Below are 13,801 nucleotides of genomic sequence, written 5' to 3'. Positions count from 1 at the left end.
GGCGGGACCCGCCACCCGAAACGACAGGCGGTGTCAGCTCCCCGCGGCGTCCTCGAGGGTACCGAAGTACGCCGCCTCCACCCGGTCGCGGCGCCCGCGCAGTTCGGCGGCCGAGCCGGTGAGCGCGGCCCGGCCGTGATGCAGCACCAGCGCCGAATCGGCGATCGAGAGCGCCAGCTCGATGTGCTGCTCCACCAGGACGACGGCCATGTGCTGGTCGTCGGCGATCTCGCGCAGCCGCGGCAGCAGCTCCTCGACCGCGATGGGGGCGAGCCCGAGGCTGAGTTCGTCGATCAGCAGCACCTTCGGCGCGCAGAGCAGCGCCTTGGCCAGGGCCAGCATCTGCTGTTCCCCGCCGGAGAGGGTGCCGCAGCCGCGTGCGCGCAGCGTGCGCAGCTTGGGGAAGTAGTCCAGCACGTCGTCGATGGCCGGGCTGTTCCTGCGCCGCGCCAGCCGCAGATTGTCCTCGACGGAGAGCCGGTGGAAGACGCCGCGGCTGTCCGGGACGAGGATCACGCCGCGGCGGGCATTGCGCTCGACCCGCCGATCCAGCGGTGCGCCCAGCGCCGTGATGGTTCCCGCGATCAGCGGCAGCGCGCCGACGGCGGCCAGCAGCGTGGTGGTCTTGCCCGCGCCGTTCGGGCCGAGCAGCGCGAGGATCTCGCCGGGCCGCGCGCGCAGGTCCAGGTCGCGGACCGCGGGCACGCCGCCGTAGCCGACGGTGATCGCCGCCAGATCCAGTGCGGGACTGGTCATTCGCTCTCTCCTGCCGGTCGGGCGGTGGTCGCAGCGGGGTCGTCGCCGTGGCTCGTGGTGCCCAGGTAGGCGGCGATCACCTTCGGGTCCTCCCGGATCGCGGCGGGTTCGCCGCCGGCGATGACGACGCCGAAGTCGAGTACGTAGAGCCGCGCGCAGATGTCGAGCACCAGTTGCATGTCGTGGTCGATGAGCAGCACGCCGATGCCGGAGGCCGCCACCCGGCGCAGGTGCTGCCCGAACTCGACGCTCTCGTGGGTGTCGAGGCCCGCGGCGGGCTCGTCGAGCAGCACCACCCGGGAGCCGCCGACGAGGGCACGGGCGACGCCGACCAGTTTCTGCTGGCCGAGGGTCAGCTCGCCGGGGCGGCGGTCGCCGACACCGGGCACCCCGACCAGCTCCAGTGCTGCCCCGATGGTGTCGCGTGGCGGTGCGGAGCGGCCGAGGATATCGGTGAACAGCGACCGCACGCCGGTCCGCTGCAGGGCGACGGCGAGGTTCTGCTCCACGGTGAGGTCGCCGAACAGCTCGCCCGCCTGCCAGGTGCGGGCCAGTCCGGCGCGGCGGCGGCGGTGCGGGCCGAGCCGGTCGAGCCGGGTGCCCTCGAGGGTGACCGCGCCGGTGGCCTCGGTGAACCCGGTGACCGCGTCGACGAAGGTGGTCTTGCCCGCGCCGTTGGGGCCGATGAGGCCGACGATCTCGCCGGAGCCGACGGTGATGTCGATGCCGGAGTTGGCGACGACGCCGCCGTAGTGCACCGAGAGCTTTTCAGTGCGCAACAGAGTGTCAGACATGGGCCGCTGTCCTCTCTTTCGCGTCGGCGCTCGGTGCGGGTGCGGATCGGCGTGCCGTCACCGTCCGCAGGTGATCTCGCGCTTCGGCGATCGCACCGGCCACGCCGACCGGGTTGAGCACCGCCATCAGCAGCAGCACGCCCGCGGCGATGAGTTCGTAGTACTCGCCCAGCTCGAGGGTCTGGTTGAGGAAGACGTAGCCGACCCCGAGCGGCCCCGCAGTGCCCGCGATGAACGCGCCGGAGACCGAGGTGATGCCGCCGACGTAGGTCATCGCCAGCACGGTCAGCCCGATCATGACGGTGAACGAGGCCGCCGAGAGCTGGCCGCGGCTGTACCCGATGAGGCAGCCGCCGATCCCGGCGAGGAAGGCCGAGACGGCGAAGCCGAGGAGTTTCGTGGACGCCACGTCGATGCCGACCGAGGCGGCCGCGCGCTCGTTGGAGCGCACGGCGAGCAGGGCGCGCCCGGTGGCGCCGCCCATGATCCGCATGACCAGCAGCGTGCAGATCGTCACCACGACCAGGACCATCAGCGCGAACCGCAGGGTCACCAGGTCGGTGCCCTCGCGGACGCCGAGGTCGATGCCGAAGAGCGCCGGGTCGGCGATGAGGTTGCCCTGCGCCGGGGTGAGCGACGGATTGTTGAACACGAAGCTCTGGATCGCCAGGGCCGCGGCCAGCGTCACCACCGCCAGCTGCGCACCGCGGATGCGAAGGGCCGGTACGCCGACCAGGACACCGAGCGCGGTGGCGACCAGGGCCGCCGCGATCATGCCGAGCGGGAAGGGCACGCTCCAGCTGTCGGCCAGCTTGGACAGCGCGAATCCGGCCGCCCCGGCGAAAGCCATACTCGCAAGGGAGATCTGACCGAGGTAGCCGGTGAGCAGCACCAGCGACAGCGCGATCAGCGACAGGATGATCGAGGTGACCACGCCGAAACGCCACGTCCCGGTGGTGAAGACGATCGCGGCGACCGCGAGCGCCACGACCAGCACCGTCGGGAGCACCCGGATGCGCGGGATGTGCACGGCGGGCATCTTCACCGCGCCGAGCGAACCGCGGGCCGGGATGCGCCCGCCGAGCAGGAACAGCGCGACGATGACGACGACGAACGGCACCGCGTCGCCGAGCCCGGCCTGCGCCCAGTTCGGGAAGACGTCCTTGGAATCGGCCCACAGGATGACCGCCTGGAAGGAGCCGAGCAGCAGCCCGGCCGCGCAGGCGACGCCGAACGAGGCCAGCCGGCCGACCAGCGCCGCGGCCAGCGCGGGGATCACGTAGAAGGTGTAGCTGGTCTCGTTCAGGCCGATCGTGTAGGCGGCCAGCACGCCGATCAGGCCGCAGGCGGCGCCGGTCAGCACCCAGACGATGGCGGCGAGCCGATCGGGGGAGTAGCCGGTGAGGCGGGCGGCGAGCTCGTCCTCGGAGCCCGCGCGGGTCGCGATACCGGCGGTCGTGCGGCCGAAGTAGGCGTAGAGCAGGGCCGCGACGGCGATCGCGACACCGGCGAGGATCAGGTCCGAGACATTCACCGTCGCACCGGCGACCTGCACCGTGTCGTCGGGCAGGATCGGCTGGGCGAACAGGTTCTCGGTGTCGAACCGCAGCCCGACCAGGGCCTGGATGAACAGCATCAGCCCGACCGAGGCCACCACCTGGGCCAGTACCGGCGCCTGCCGCAGCGGCCGGAACACCGCCAGGTGCGCGAACAGCGCCCAGACGGCGGCCGAGCCGACGCCGAGGACGACGGCCAGCAGCATGCCCGGCGGCTGGTCCTCGCTGCCGAGCGAGACGCTGCCGACGGGCAGCACGAAGGTTCCGTCGGTGCGCAGCGCGGCCACGACGTAGACCGCCCACAGCGCGAAGGCGCCCTGCGCGAAATTGATGATCCCCGTCGCGGCGTGCACCGCGACCAGCGACGATGCCAGGACCGCGTACACCGCGCCGGTCGAAAGGCCGAGAAAGACGAACTGCAGGAACTGGGCCATGTGATGCCGATCTTCTCTGAGCTGACCGAGTCGTGCGGGGCGGGCCGCTCGTTGCCGAACGACCCGCCCCCACAGTCACCCGAAGTCGCTACGCGGCGCCCGGGATCAACGCCATGACCTGGGGATTCGGTGTGATGTAGCCGCCGCCCACCGGCGCCTGCTTCTTGTCCGCGGTCACCTCGAACAGCAGCATCTCGCTGGTGCAGGTCGGGGTGCTCGGCTTGGTGCAGTTCAGCTTCGGGCCGAGGAAGCTCTGGTAGTCGGTGAGGCCGCGGAGCGCGGTCAGGATGGCCGGGCCGGTGAACTCCGCCGGTGCCTTGGCGGTGAGCGCCTGCGCGAAGTCGACCAGGGTGGCGAAGGTGCCGTAGGCGTAGAAGCCCGCGGTGCCACCGGCGTTGTCGATGAACTTCTCCGCGGTCTTCAGGTTGGTCTTCGCGGGTTCGGGGGCGGAGTCGACGGCGGGCGGCAGCCACACCGGCGAGTACGACTGCGAACCGACGGCCTGCGCGCCGAGCAGGTCGACGTACTCCGTGCACGCCGCGAGGAAGACGGTTCCGCTGTAGTTCACCGACTTCAGCGCCTGCGCGAGCTTGTTGCAGGTGTTGTCGTTCGGGGCGGTCATCAGCCCGCCCGCGGCGGGGCTGCCGTCGGCGATGGTGGAGGCCAGCGCGGTGAAGTTCGGCGACGCGGGCGGGTAGTAGGCGCTCTTGACGTCCATGGCGAGCTGCTTGGCCAGCGGCGCGAGCAGACTGTCGAACACCTGATGTGCCTGCGGCAGATCGGCGTTCACCAGGGTCAGCGAGTTCTTGCCCGCCTGCTTCAGCGACTGCAGGAAGCCGACGAGGAAGCCGGCCGGGTGCGGCCCGAAGTACAGGCGGTTCTCGGTGGAGGCGGCGGTCGCGGTGTTGAACGGGATCTGACCGATCAGCGGGATGCCCGCCGAGGTCAGGATCGGGGTGGCGGCCAGCGATTCGGCGTTGTAGCCGTCGATCGTGGCGGCCACACCGGCCTGCACGAACTGGTTCGCGCAGGAGATCGTCGACTCCGGCGAGGTGTTGTCGACACCGCAGTCGATCACCTCGATCGGCCTGCCGTTGATGCCGCCGATCTGGTTGTTGATGTACTCGACCGCGGCGTTCTTACCGGTCGTCACGCCCGGCTGGGTGGCCGGGCCCTTCGACGGATTGAACAGGCCGATCTTGATCGGCTCCCCGCTCGCCTGATTGCCCGGCGCGATGGAGGTGCCCCCCGCGTCGGAACTGCTGTCGTCGCTACACGAGACGACGGAGAACACACACGCCACAGCCAATGCCGCGGCGGCGATTCTGCCGGTCCTGCTACCCATTCTGCGAGCCCTTCCAGGCCGGTCGGGCACGGCGAGAGAACGCCGGGCCATCCCGTCGAGCCACCGATTCGACGCCGCATCGCGCGTTCGGCGAGTCCGGCGACCCGGACCGGATTGTGATCTGGGCCACCTGAAGCTAGCCCGGCCTTACACGAGTGTCAAGCTTGATTTCCTCGGCCGGATTCGCGGTCGAACAGGGGGCTGAACGGCCGCGATCCACGTGATCGCGGCCGCCTGAGGTGTGCCCGTCACGCGGTCCGTCGGGCGACCACGGCGAAGTCGAGGGGGATGCGCGGCGCGCCGGGCGGCAGGGTCCAGCCCTGCGGGCAGGCGACGAGTTCGGGCGTAGGTCCGCGTGCCGCCGCCGGGAAGGTAGTCCCCCCGCACCGAGGATCGGGTGGTCGTCGCGGATCAGGAATACTCCGCCCGGGTTCAGCAGTGCGCGAACGGATTCCGCCCAGTTGATCGGCTCGGGCAGCCAGACGATGGTCCCGGTGCTGGTGACGACGGTGTCGAAGCGCCGCTCGATGTTGGCGGTGTGGTGCAGCGAGTTCGGCCAGAAGTCGAGGCCGTGTATGTCGACGGCGCCCGCGCGGGACCAGGAGATCGTGTCGATTCCGATGTGGCACTGCAGGTGTAGCAGTGACCGGCCACGAATGCCGGAGGGCGGCAGGTGCTCTCGGAGGACCGACAGGTCGTTGCCGACGACCGACGAGACGCGGGCTGGGTCGGCGAGGAACCCCGCCACGTCGTAGAGCGCGGATCGGGCGTGGACGTCGGCTCGGTCGTCCCAGTTCGCCCGGTTGTCGGCGATGGCGTCGTCGTGCACGGTAATTCCCCTTTTGCGCATCACCTTTTCGGAGGCGGGCAGGGCTTCCCGGCACGCCGATTACCGGCGTTCGCGTAGTTCCGCCAGCCCGGGTCCGGTGAGTTCCGCGTGGTAGGCGGTGCGGCCCGCCATCACCATGACGAGGGCGAGTGTCGGCCCGGTCAGGAGTGCGCCTTCACCCGCCGTGAACGGCCCATCCGTGGCCTCGAGCCGCAACCCCGCCACCGCGTCCTTGCTGTTCACCGCGAAATTGCGGGACGCGAAGAAACGTGCCACCTCGGTGCAGGCCTCCAGCCCGGGCCGGGCGGGCAGGCCGAGGGGCTGCCGGATGTCCTGAGCGTGCACCACGATCTCGCCGAGCCAGGCCGGGGTGTGCCCGCTGGCCGCCGTGGTGCTGTCCAATACCGCGCGGAATCGCGCCAGGGTGGCGGCGGGGTCGGCGCCCCGGTGTCGGGCGATCAGCCGGGCGTTGTGCACGGCGGGGTCGAAGCGGGCACCCGCCATGCTGCGGATCCAGCGCAGCCGCCCGGTGCTCGCGGCGGCGGTGAGGTGCGCGACCACCTCCTCGACCGTCCACTCCGCGCACAGCGAGCGCGCCGCCCACTGCTCCGCGCTCAGCTCGGCCAGGTCGTCGGCGAGCGCGCGGCGCTCGGCGTGGATCATGGCCCAGAGGACCGCTCTGTTCGCGGGGGCGGGCATGGCTGTACTCCTGTCGTCGATGTCTCGGAAGGGAGACGGTGCCCGTCGGTGAAACTCATCGGTTCACCGGGGCGCTCGAACCAGTGCTCGGCCGACTGCCGCGTGAGCGGGCCGGGCTCATCAGGTGAGCCAGTAGTCTCACCGCGTGGAAGTCGAGATCTACACCGACGGCGCGTGCGCCCCGAACCCCGGCCCCGGCGGCTGGGGCGCGGTGCTGCGCTACGGCGCGCACGAGCGCGAGCTCTACGGCAGCGATCCCGGCCCCACCACCAACAACCGGATGGAACTCATGGCCCCGATCCGCGCCCTGGAGGCGCTGACCAGGCGCTCGACCGTCCGCGTCTACACCGACAGCACCTACGTCCGCAACGGCATCCTCTCCTGGATCCCGAAGTGGAAGGCGAACGGCTGGCTCACCCAGAAGCGGGAGCCGGTCAAGAACGCCGACCTGTGGCAGCGGCTCTCCGACGCGTGCGCGGGTCACGAGGTCGCCTGGGAGTGGGTGAAGGGCCACGCCGGGCACCCGGAGAACGAGCGCGCCGACAAGCTGGCCGTGCGCGGCGCCCGCGAGGCGGGCGGCGCCGCCCGCCAGCCCGGCGGGTAGCGCGCCCGATCCGGGTCACGGCGGCACCGTAACCGATCCGCACTGTTCCGGGAGGGAACGCCGGCGGCCATCTCGAGGGACAATACGGGCGTGAGTGACATGATCAGCCCTCAGCTCGATCCCTAGCGGCATGTCGGACGACGAAGCGCCGGGCAGCGGCGGCAGACGCAGCATGCGCGACCAGCTGCGCCGCAAGCTCGACGGCATCAAACCGGCCCGCGACGACGACGGCTCATCGAACGTCGTCCGGCTTCCGCGCCGTCCGAGGCGCGTGCCCGACGAACCCGGCGGCCAGCACCCCAAGCCGTGGCGCCCGGAGAACAGCCGCGCAGGTGACCCGCCGCCCACCCGCCCGGTCACCCGCTCGGAGCTGCAGGCCGAGACCGGCGCCTGGCCGCCCGCGCCGCCAGCCCCGGAGCCGGGCGAGGGCGAGCGGGACGCGCAGATCGTCGAGTTCGGCGCCCGCCAGCGCAGGCGCCCGAACGCGCCGCGCATCGCCCGGCCGCGCCGGATCGAGAGGCGGGACGGTGACCTGCCTCCGGCGGAGTGAGCCGGTCGCCGACGAAACCGCTGGTGGCGAAGGAGCCTCCCACCGGGGGATCTTTCGCTGCTAAGGTCGGAAACCGTACGACACGGGGTGCTCCGCGCGAGCGGGGCTGAGATGAGACCCGAGAACCTGTTCAGGTAATGCTGACGAAGGGATGTCCTGGTTTGCGCACGCAACCATCCGAGACCGCACGCTTCACCGACCACCTGTGGGATCGGACGAAAGAACTGCGCGGCGCCATCGATGAGCTCGAATTCCTGCGCCGCCTCGGCGATGGCACGCTGCCGCTCGAGGTCTTCCGCACCTACGTGGAGCAGGATTCGCTGTATCTGGCCGGCTACTCGAAGACGCTGTCCCTGCTCGCGGCGAAATCGCCGGACCCGGAGACCGCGCGGTTCTGGGCGCAGTCCGCGGGGTCCGCGGTAGCGGTCGAGACCGCGCTGCACCAGGATCTGCTCACCGGTGGGCGCATCCCGGAGCGGACCGACGAGCCGGAGCACTCGACGGCCTGCCTGGCCTACGTCTCCTATCTGATCGCCACCGCCGCCACCGAGTCCTACGCGGTCGGCGCGGCGGCGGCGCTGCCGTGCTTCTGGATCTACGCCGAGGTGGGCCGCGACCTGGCCGCGACGGCGTCCGAGGTGCTCGCCGCCGACCCCGAGCACCCCTACGCGCAGTGGGTCTCCACCTACGGCGCGGCGGAGTTCCAGGAGTCCGCCGCCACGGCCAGGTCACTGGTCGACGCGGCCGCCGCGACCGCCGGCGCGAAAGACCTGTCGGCGATGGAGACGGCCTTCGTCATCGCCACCCGCTACGAACTGATGTTCTGGGACACCGCCCTGCACCCGCAGCCCTGGCCCGCCGGATGAGCGGCCGCCTGCGCCGCGCCCTCGCCTGCGCCGTCGCCGCGGTGGCCGCGCTCTCCGCGCTCACCGCCTGCTCGAGCGCCGACCAGGGGCAGACCATCCGCTTCGCCCTCGACTGGACGCCGAACACCAACCACACCGGGCTGTACGTCGCGCTGCAGCGCGGCTACTTCGCCGACGCCGGGCTCGACATCGAGGTGCTGCCGTACACCAACACCGCCGTCGGCACCGTCGTCGACGCCGGGAACGCCGAGTTCGGGATCAGCACCCAGGGGCAGTCGACCTTCGCGCGGGCCTCCGGCGCGCACACCGTCTCGGTCCTCGCGCCGCTGCGGCACTGGGCGACGGGGATCGGGGTGCGGGCCGACCGCGCCGACATCACCGGCCCGCGCGACCTGGACGGCAAGACCTACGCCGGCTTCGGCGAACCCGGCGAGGTCGAGGTCCTGCAGCAGGTGATCCGCAACGACGGCGGCACCGGCGACTTCACCGCGGTCACCCTCGGTACATCGGCCTACGAGGCGGTCTACTCCGGACAGGCCGACTTCACCGTCTCCTACCTGGCCTGGGAGGGGATCGAGGCCGAACACCACGGCACCCCGATGAAGTACCTCCGGTACACCGATTTCGGCTTCCCCGACTCCTACGCCATCCTGATCGACGGCAACGAGGACTGGCTGACGGCGAACCCGGAGCGCGCGGCGAAATTCGTGCAGGCCCTGCAGCGCGGATACCAGGCCGCCGCCGACGACCCGGACGCCGCCGCCCGCGACCTCATCGCCGCCAACCCCGGTGCCTTCAACGACGAGAGCCTGGTCTTCGAGAGCCAGCGGATGCTCGCGAGCCGGTTCATGAAGGGCGCCGACGGCCGGGTCGGCCCGCAGGCACTCGACCAGTGGGCCGCGAACTCCGGTTTCCTGTACCGGAAGGGGCTGCTGGCCGGCCCCGACGGCGCGTCGCTGACCGAGGAGCCGGACTGGTCGCGGTACTTCACCAATGACTACCTCACCCCTGCTTGACATCTCGGGGGGCGGGAAGCCGCCGGAGAGCCCCCGCGGGGTGGGAATCCGGCGGCTGCTGCCCGCGGTTGTCACGGTCGCGGTGCTGGTCGCGCTCTGGCAGACCTACGTCGAGGTCAGCGGTATCCGCCCGCAGCTGCTGCCGTCCCCGCTGCGGGTCGCGCAGCAGGGGTGGGCGCACCGCGGCGAGATCTACGCCAACGCGGCCGCCACCCTGCAGGTGACCCTGGTGGGTTTCGCGGTCTCGCTGACCCTGGCCTGGGCACTGGCCGTGCTGGTGGATTTCTCGCCGTGGCTGCGCCGCGCCTTCGTCCCGCTGTTCGTCGCCTCGCAGACCCTGCCGATCATCGCGATCGCGCCGCTGATGGTGATCTGGTTCGGCTTCGGGCTGCTGCCGAAGGTGCTCGTGGTCGCGCTGGTCACCTTCTTCCCGATGGCGATCGGGTTGATCGAGGGCTTCGCGGCGGCCGATCGGGACGCGGGCGCGCTGCTGCGCAGCATGGGGGCCTCCCGCGGTCAGGTCTTCCGCTATGTCCGGCTGCCGTCGGCGCTGCCCCGGTTCTTCACGGCGCTGCGGATCGGGGTCACCTACGCGGTCGTCGGTGCGGTCTTCGCGGAGTACGTCGGCGCGAAGGAGGGGCTCGGGATCTACATGAGCCTGCAGAAGAACTCCTTCCGCACCGATCTGGTGCTGGCCGCGGTGCTGGTCACCGCCGTGCTCAGCATCACGCTCTACCTGCTGACCTTCGCGATCGAACGGGTCGTCGCCCCGTGGGCGCGCGGCGGACAGGAGCGACATGGCTGACTCCGGCGGCGTGATCGTCGTCGATGCGCTCACCAAGTCCTTCCCGCTGCCCGGCGGCCAGCCGCCCCGGAACGTGCTGGCCGGGGTGTCGTTCACCGCGCGGCACGGCGAGTTCGTCTCCGTCATCGGGCCGAGCGGCTGCGGCAAGAGCACGGTCTTCTCGATGCTCGCCGGGCTGGACACCCCGGACTCCGGCGGTGTCCACTTCGGCAGGCACGACGGCGAACCCGCCGGTTCGCACTGCGCCTACATGCCGCAGAAGGACCTGCTCTTCCCGTGGCGCACCGTGCTCGACAACACCACGCTCGGGCTGCTGGTCCGCGGCGTGCCGCGGGCGGAGGCCAGGCGCCGGGCCCGCGAGCTGTTCCCCGTCTTCGGGCTCTCCGGCTTCGAGGACGCCCGCCCCGCCCAGCTCTCCGGCGGAATGCGGCAGCGGGCGGCGCTGCTGCGCACGGTGGTCCAGGAACGCGACCTGCTGCTGCTCGACGAACCCTTCGGCGCCCTCGATTCGCTGACCCGCACCGAGATGCAGTCCTGGCTGCAGGGGGTCTGGCAGCGATACCGGTGGACGGTGCTGATGATCACCCACGACATCCGCGAGGCGGTCTACCTCTCGGACCGCGTCGTCGTGCTCTCGCCGCGCCCGGCCACCGTGCGCCGCGAGGTCCGCGTCGACCTGCCGCGCCCGCGCGACCTGTCGATGCTGGCGGCGCCCGAGTTCGTCGCGCTCGAACAGGAACTGCTCGACGTACTGCACGATGGCTGAGCCGATGCCGTTCCCGCCCCGAGCACCGGGCGCGGGCGGACCGGATGTGCCACCCGGGTGGACATGCCCTCGATTCGGGTGGGTGGTTCCGCCCGGAGCGGGTACTTTCTGCCTATGACGGATCCGTCGTACAACTACGGTCGCCAGGACCCGCAGGGCCGCGAGTACCCGCGCACCCAGGCCTACCCCCAGCAGCAGCAGGGGTATGCCGGGCAGCCCGGGTACGAGTACCAGGCGGACGACTACCGCGAAGCCGAGCGGCCCCGGCAGCAACAGCAGCGGCGCGAGCCGAAGATCAACCTCGGCAGATTGTGGGCAGGTGCCGTCGGCACGGCCGCGGTGGTCGCGCTGGTGATCGTGGTGCTGATCATGCTGATCCGCGGCATCCTGAAGATCGCCGTGCTCTCGCCGGAGGGCGCGGGCGCCTACGGCACGGTGTCGACCACCTCGTACGCCGTGGCAGGCGCCGCCGCCGCGATCGCCGCCGCCGGTCTGCTGAACCTGCTGCTCGCGCTCATGCCGAGCCCGATGCAGTTCTTCTACTGGATCACCGGGCTGCTCACCGCACTCGCGACGCTGGTGCCGTTCACCCTGGTCGCCGGGGTGGACGCGAAGATCGCGACGGCCGCGATCAACCTGATCGCCGGGCTCTGCATCATCTCGCTGCTCGGCGGCGTCGGCGCGAGCGCGATCATCCGGCGGCCCCAGCAGCAGTACTGAGGCCGCCGGGCGATCAGCGTCCGGCTGCCTCCTCCCGCGCGATCCGGTCCTCGTGGATGCGGATCAGCTCGCGGAAGCCGATCCGCCCGTAATCCGGTTTGGGCTGCACGCCCCACTGGTCGCGGGCGGTCTGCTGCCCCGCGCCCTCGGCCTGCCCGCCCAGCGGCGGCGCGTTGAAGGGCGCGGGGTGCTCGCACTCCAGGGTGTCGTCGCTGTAGCGGACCTTCATGAGCTCGCTGCAGATCTCGGTGAGCGAGAGCGTCGGCCAGCCGTACCACACGGCCAGCGCTGGCACGGTGAAGGCGCCCTCGATGACCAGGGCGAAGAGGCAGACGAAGATGCCGCGGCGCAGCCACTTGTGCATGCCGGCGAAGGCGGGGGTGGTTCCGGGGGGAAGTTCGGTGGTCGTCATACGATGCTCCAGGCTCAGTCGGAGAAGATCTCGCGGTTCACCGTGTGCAGGTACGGGATCGCGAGGAACGGCGTGATGTAGAAGATGTCGTAGAGCCACCAGCCGATGACCGGGAGCACGGTGCCGTCGAAGCGGATGTCGGCGTAGACCGTCATGTTCACGACGTAGCCGACCCAGATCACGACCCCGAACCAGCAGGTGACGATGAGCCACTGGTGTCCCCAGCGCTTCATCTGCAGGAAGGCGATGGCGGCGGCGACCCGCATGGGGAAGACGACCAGGATGAGCGCGACCTCCCAGCCCTTCTCGCCGGGTGCGCCCGCGCCGCCGATGAAGAGCTCGTTGTAGTGCCAGAAGTAGCCGTTGTCGACGAAGTTGCCCCACGCGGTGAAGAACACCCGGGTCACCAGGGTGTGGCTGGCGAGCATGTCGAGCACCCAGCCGATGCTGTTGAGGAAGGCGTCCAGGATGACGAGGTAGCCGATCAGGGTGACGATGATCGGCCGCACCGAGAGCCCGTCGCGCTGGGCCTTCCGCTGCAGCCAGACCCCGCGCAGGAAGATCGGCAGCCCGGCGAAGCCGAAGATGAAGGTGCCCATGAGCGCGGTGCCCGCGGTGAGCCAGACGTCGGCGCGGCGCTGGGCCTGCCTGCTCTGCTCGTGGTGCTCGTCGTAGGCCGAGCCCGCCGGGGCGGCGGCGCGGCGGAAGGTGGGAAGGTTCACGGCTACCAGTCCCTGGTCGCGCACATGCTGAGCTGGATGAGGAACATGGCGAGCAGAAAGCCGTAGATGGTGAGCTGGAAGACGATGAGCGCGCGCTTTCGTCTGCGGTCCTGGTCGTTCACGGAGCCGTCCTCTCGGTAGCGGGATGGGGAAGCAGGGCGGCGGCCGCGATCTCGCGCAAGCCGTCGGAGAGGGCGCCGTCACCGGAGAGCGGCGCGAGCACCGCGGCCTGCACGGCGGCGAGCTCGCCGGCGCCCGCGGCGATCATGCGGGCCGCGGTGACCAGTACCCGGGTGGAGGGCGGCTCGAAGTGGAAGGCCTCGTCGGCCTGGCGGATCATGCCCGCGCAGCCGACCAGCCGCCCGGCGACCGCCGCGTCGACGCCGGATTCGGTGGCGATCACGGCGATCTCGTGCTCGGGCGGCAGGTAGTCCAGCCCGAGGGTGACGAAGCGCTGCCGGAACGAGGGCTTGAGCTCCTTGAGCGAGCTGCGGTAGGCGGGGTTGTAGGAGCACACCAGCTGGAATTCCGATGGCGCGGTGAGCTCTTCGCCGGAGCGGTCCAGGTAGAGGGTGCGGCGGTGGTCGGTGAGCGAGTGCAGCACGGCCAGCGAGTCGTGGCGGGCCTCGACCACCTCGTCCAGGTAGCAGATGGCACCCGTGCGCACGGCGCGGGTGAGCGGGCCGTCCTGCCAGACCACGTCGCCGCCCGCGACCAGGAACCGGCCGACCAGGTCGGCGCTGGTCAGGTCGTCGTGGCAGCTGATGGTGAGCACCGGGCGGCCGAGCAGCGCGCCCATGTGCTCGACCAGCCTGGTCTTGCCGCAGCCCGTCGGGCCGGTCAGCATGACCGGAAGTCGTTGCCGGTGCGCCTGTTCGAACAGCCGCACCTCGTCGCCGGTGGCGTGGTAGAGATCTCGCACCGGGG

Annotated in this window: 16 protein-coding genes and 1 riboswitch; of the genes, 7 read left to right on the top strand and 9 right to left on the bottom strand. The window is 71.0% G+C overall.

What is annotated here, in order from left to right; translation table 11 throughout:
* Window positions 1-33: 33 nt before the first annotated feature.
* From ACFUJ1_RS08360 to ACFUJ1_RS08335, 6 genes are all read right to left on the bottom strand, one after another.
* A complete protein-coding gene (locus ACFUJ1_RS08360) occupies window positions 34-756 on the bottom strand; it encodes an ABC transporter ATP-binding protein (protein ID WP_378643946.1) in 723 nt (240 codons plus the stop codon).
* The gene (locus ACFUJ1_RS08355) at window positions 753-1,550 is read right to left on the bottom strand and encodes an ABC transporter ATP-binding protein (RefSeq protein ID WP_378643944.1); all 798 of its coding nucleotides are present in this window, start codon (window positions 1,548-1,550) and stop codon (window positions 753-755) included. The genes ACFUJ1_RS08360 and ACFUJ1_RS08355 overlap by 4 nt, the downstream gene beginning before the upstream one ends.
* On the bottom strand, window positions 1,543-3,540 hold the full coding sequence (locus ACFUJ1_RS08350; RefSeq protein WP_378643942.1) for an ABC transporter permease: 1,998 nt from the start codon (window positions 3,538-3,540) through the stop codon (window positions 1,543-1,545). Before ACFUJ1_RS08350 ends, ACFUJ1_RS08355 begins: the two co-directional genes overlap by 8 nt.
* An 88-nt stretch (window positions 3,541-3,628) precedes the next feature.
* Entirely contained in the window at window positions 3,629-4,885 is a 1,257-nt protein-coding gene (locus ACFUJ1_RS08345; protein WP_378643941.1) for an ABC transporter substrate-binding protein, read from the bottom strand.
* A gap of 136 nt (window positions 4,886-5,021) precedes the next feature.
* Entirely contained in the window at window positions 5,022-5,714 is a 693-nt protein-coding gene (locus ACFUJ1_RS08340; protein ID WP_378643940.1) for a class I SAM-dependent methyltransferase, read from the bottom strand.
* Window positions 5,715-5,774: 60 nt separating this feature from the next.
* A complete protein-coding gene (locus tag ACFUJ1_RS08335; protein ID WP_378643939.1) occupies window positions 5,775-6,413 on the bottom strand; it encodes a maleylpyruvate isomerase family mycothiol-dependent enzyme in 639 nt (212 codons plus the stop codon).
* A gap of 145 nt (window positions 6,414-6,558) precedes the next feature.
* Here ACFUJ1_RS08335 and rnhA point away from each other — a divergent pair, with 145 nt between their 5' ends.
* From rnhA to ACFUJ1_RS08300, 7 genes are all read left to right on the top strand, one after another.
* A complete protein-coding gene (gene rnhA, locus ACFUJ1_RS08330; RefSeq protein WP_378643938.1) occupies window positions 6,559-7,017 on the top strand; it encodes a ribonuclease HI in 459 nt (152 codons plus the stop codon).
* A 130-nt stretch (window positions 7,018-7,147) separates the two neighbouring features.
* A complete protein-coding gene (locus ACFUJ1_RS08325; protein ID WP_378643937.1) occupies window positions 7,148-7,567 on the top strand; it encodes a hypothetical protein in 420 nt (139 codons plus the stop codon).
* Between the two features lie 73 nt (window positions 7,568-7,640).
* Window positions 7,641-7,736: riboswitch (TPP riboswitch) on the top strand.
* Entirely contained in the window at window positions 7,729-8,433 is a 705-nt protein-coding gene (locus ACFUJ1_RS08320; protein WP_378643936.1) for a TenA family protein, read from the top strand. (Overlaps the previous riboswitch by 8 nt.)
* On the top strand, window positions 8,430-9,449 hold the full coding sequence (locus ACFUJ1_RS08315) for an ABC transporter substrate-binding protein (protein ID WP_378643935.1): 1,020 nt from the start codon (window positions 8,430-8,432) through the stop codon (window positions 9,447-9,449). The genes ACFUJ1_RS08320 and ACFUJ1_RS08315 overlap by 4 nt, the downstream gene beginning before the upstream one ends.
* The gene (locus ACFUJ1_RS08310) at window positions 9,427-10,254 is read left to right on the top strand and encodes an ABC transporter permease (protein ID WP_378643933.1); all 828 of its coding nucleotides are present in this window, start codon (window positions 9,427-9,429) and stop codon (window positions 10,252-10,254) included. The genes ACFUJ1_RS08315 and ACFUJ1_RS08310 overlap by 23 nt, the downstream gene beginning before the upstream one ends.
* Window positions 10,247-11,020, top strand: coding sequence for an ABC transporter ATP-binding protein (locus ACFUJ1_RS08305; protein ID WP_378643932.1), 774 nt, complete (start codon window positions 10,247-10,249; stop codon window positions 11,018-11,020). Before ACFUJ1_RS08310 ends, ACFUJ1_RS08305 begins: the two co-directional genes overlap by 8 nt.
* A gap of 114 nt (window positions 11,021-11,134) precedes the next feature.
* A complete protein-coding gene (locus tag ACFUJ1_RS08300) occupies window positions 11,135-11,740 on the top strand; it encodes a DUF6069 family protein (RefSeq protein ID WP_233018649.1) in 606 nt (201 codons plus the stop codon).
* Between the two features lie 13 nt (window positions 11,741-11,753).
* Here ACFUJ1_RS08300 and ACFUJ1_RS08295 read toward each other — a convergent pair whose 3' ends face one another.
* From ACFUJ1_RS08295 to ACFUJ1_RS08285, 3 genes are all read right to left on the bottom strand, one after another.
* Window positions 11,754-12,152: a hypothetical protein gene (locus tag ACFUJ1_RS08295; RefSeq protein WP_378615814.1), complete on the bottom strand. Its 399-nt coding sequence runs from the start codon at window positions 12,150-12,152 to the stop codon at window positions 11,754-11,756.
* Between the two features lie 14 nt (window positions 12,153-12,166).
* Window positions 12,167-12,874, bottom strand: a complete 708-nt coding sequence (locus tag ACFUJ1_RS08290; RefSeq protein ID WP_378615816.1) for a hypothetical protein — start codon at window positions 12,872-12,874, stop codon at window positions 12,167-12,169.
* 118 nt (window positions 12,875-12,992) lie between these two features.
* Window positions 12,993-13,796 carry a CbbQ/NirQ/NorQ/GpvN family protein gene (locus tag ACFUJ1_RS08285; RefSeq protein WP_378643930.1) on the bottom strand — a complete coding sequence of 268 codons (804 nt, stop codon included), beginning with the start codon at window positions 13,794-13,796 and terminating at the stop codon, window positions 12,993-12,995.
* Window positions 13,797-13,801 lie beyond the last annotated feature (5 nt).

It is taken from the genome of Nocardia sp. NPDC057227 (genome assembly GCF_042669725.1).
Taxonomy (GTDB): domain Bacteria; phylum Actinomycetota; class Actinomycetes; order Mycobacteriales; family Mycobacteriaceae; genus Nocardia; species Nocardia asteroides_A.
The sequence above is the reverse complement of the archived record's forward strand: the minus strand, read 5'-3'. Positions and strand labels throughout refer to the sequence as shown.

What these genes read in the sequence shown, in the direction of transcription:
- ACFUJ1_RS08360 (WP_378643946.1), bottom strand. Translation starts at nt 756, where the DNA reads ATGACCAGTCCCGCACTGGATCTGGCGGCGATCACCGTCGGCTACGGC.
- ACFUJ1_RS08355 (WP_378643944.1), bottom strand. Translation starts at nt 1,550, where the DNA reads ATGTCTGACACTCTGTTGCGCACTGAAAAGCTCTCGGTGCACTACGGC.
- ACFUJ1_RS08350 (WP_378643942.1), bottom strand. Translation starts at nt 3,540, where the DNA reads ATGGCCCAGTTCCTGCAGTTCGTCTTTCTCGGCCTTTCGACCGGCGCG.
- ACFUJ1_RS08345 (WP_378643941.1), bottom strand. Translation starts at nt 4,885, where the DNA reads ATGGGTAGCAGGACCGGCAGAATCGCCGCCGCGGCATTGGCTGTGGCG.
- ACFUJ1_RS08335 (WP_378643939.1), bottom strand. Translation starts at nt 6,413, where the DNA reads ATGCCCGCCCCCGCGAACAGAGCGGTCCTCTGGGCCATGATCCACGCC.
- ACFUJ1_RS08325 (WP_378643937.1), top strand. Translation starts at nt 7,148, where the DNA reads ATGTCGGACGACGAAGCGCCGGGCAGCGGCGGCAGACGCAGCATGCGC.
- ACFUJ1_RS08315 (WP_378643935.1), top strand. Translation starts at nt 8,430, where the DNA reads ATGAGCGGCCGCCTGCGCCGCGCCCTCGCCTGCGCCGTCGCCGCGGTG.
- ACFUJ1_RS08310 (WP_378643933.1), top strand. Translation starts at nt 9,427, where the DNA reads ATGACTACCTCACCCCTGCTTGACATCTCGGGGGGCGGGAAGCCGCCG.
- ACFUJ1_RS08305 (WP_378643932.1), top strand. Translation starts at nt 10,247, where the DNA reads ATGGCTGACTCCGGCGGCGTGATCGTCGTCGATGCGCTCACCAAGTCC.
- ACFUJ1_RS08300 (WP_233018649.1), top strand. Translation starts at nt 11,135, where the DNA reads ATGACGGATCCGTCGTACAACTACGGTCGCCAGGACCCGCAGGGCCGC.
- ACFUJ1_RS08295 (WP_378615814.1), bottom strand. Translation starts at nt 12,152, where the DNA reads ATGACGACCACCGAACTTCCCCCCGGAACCACCCCCGCCTTCGCCGGC.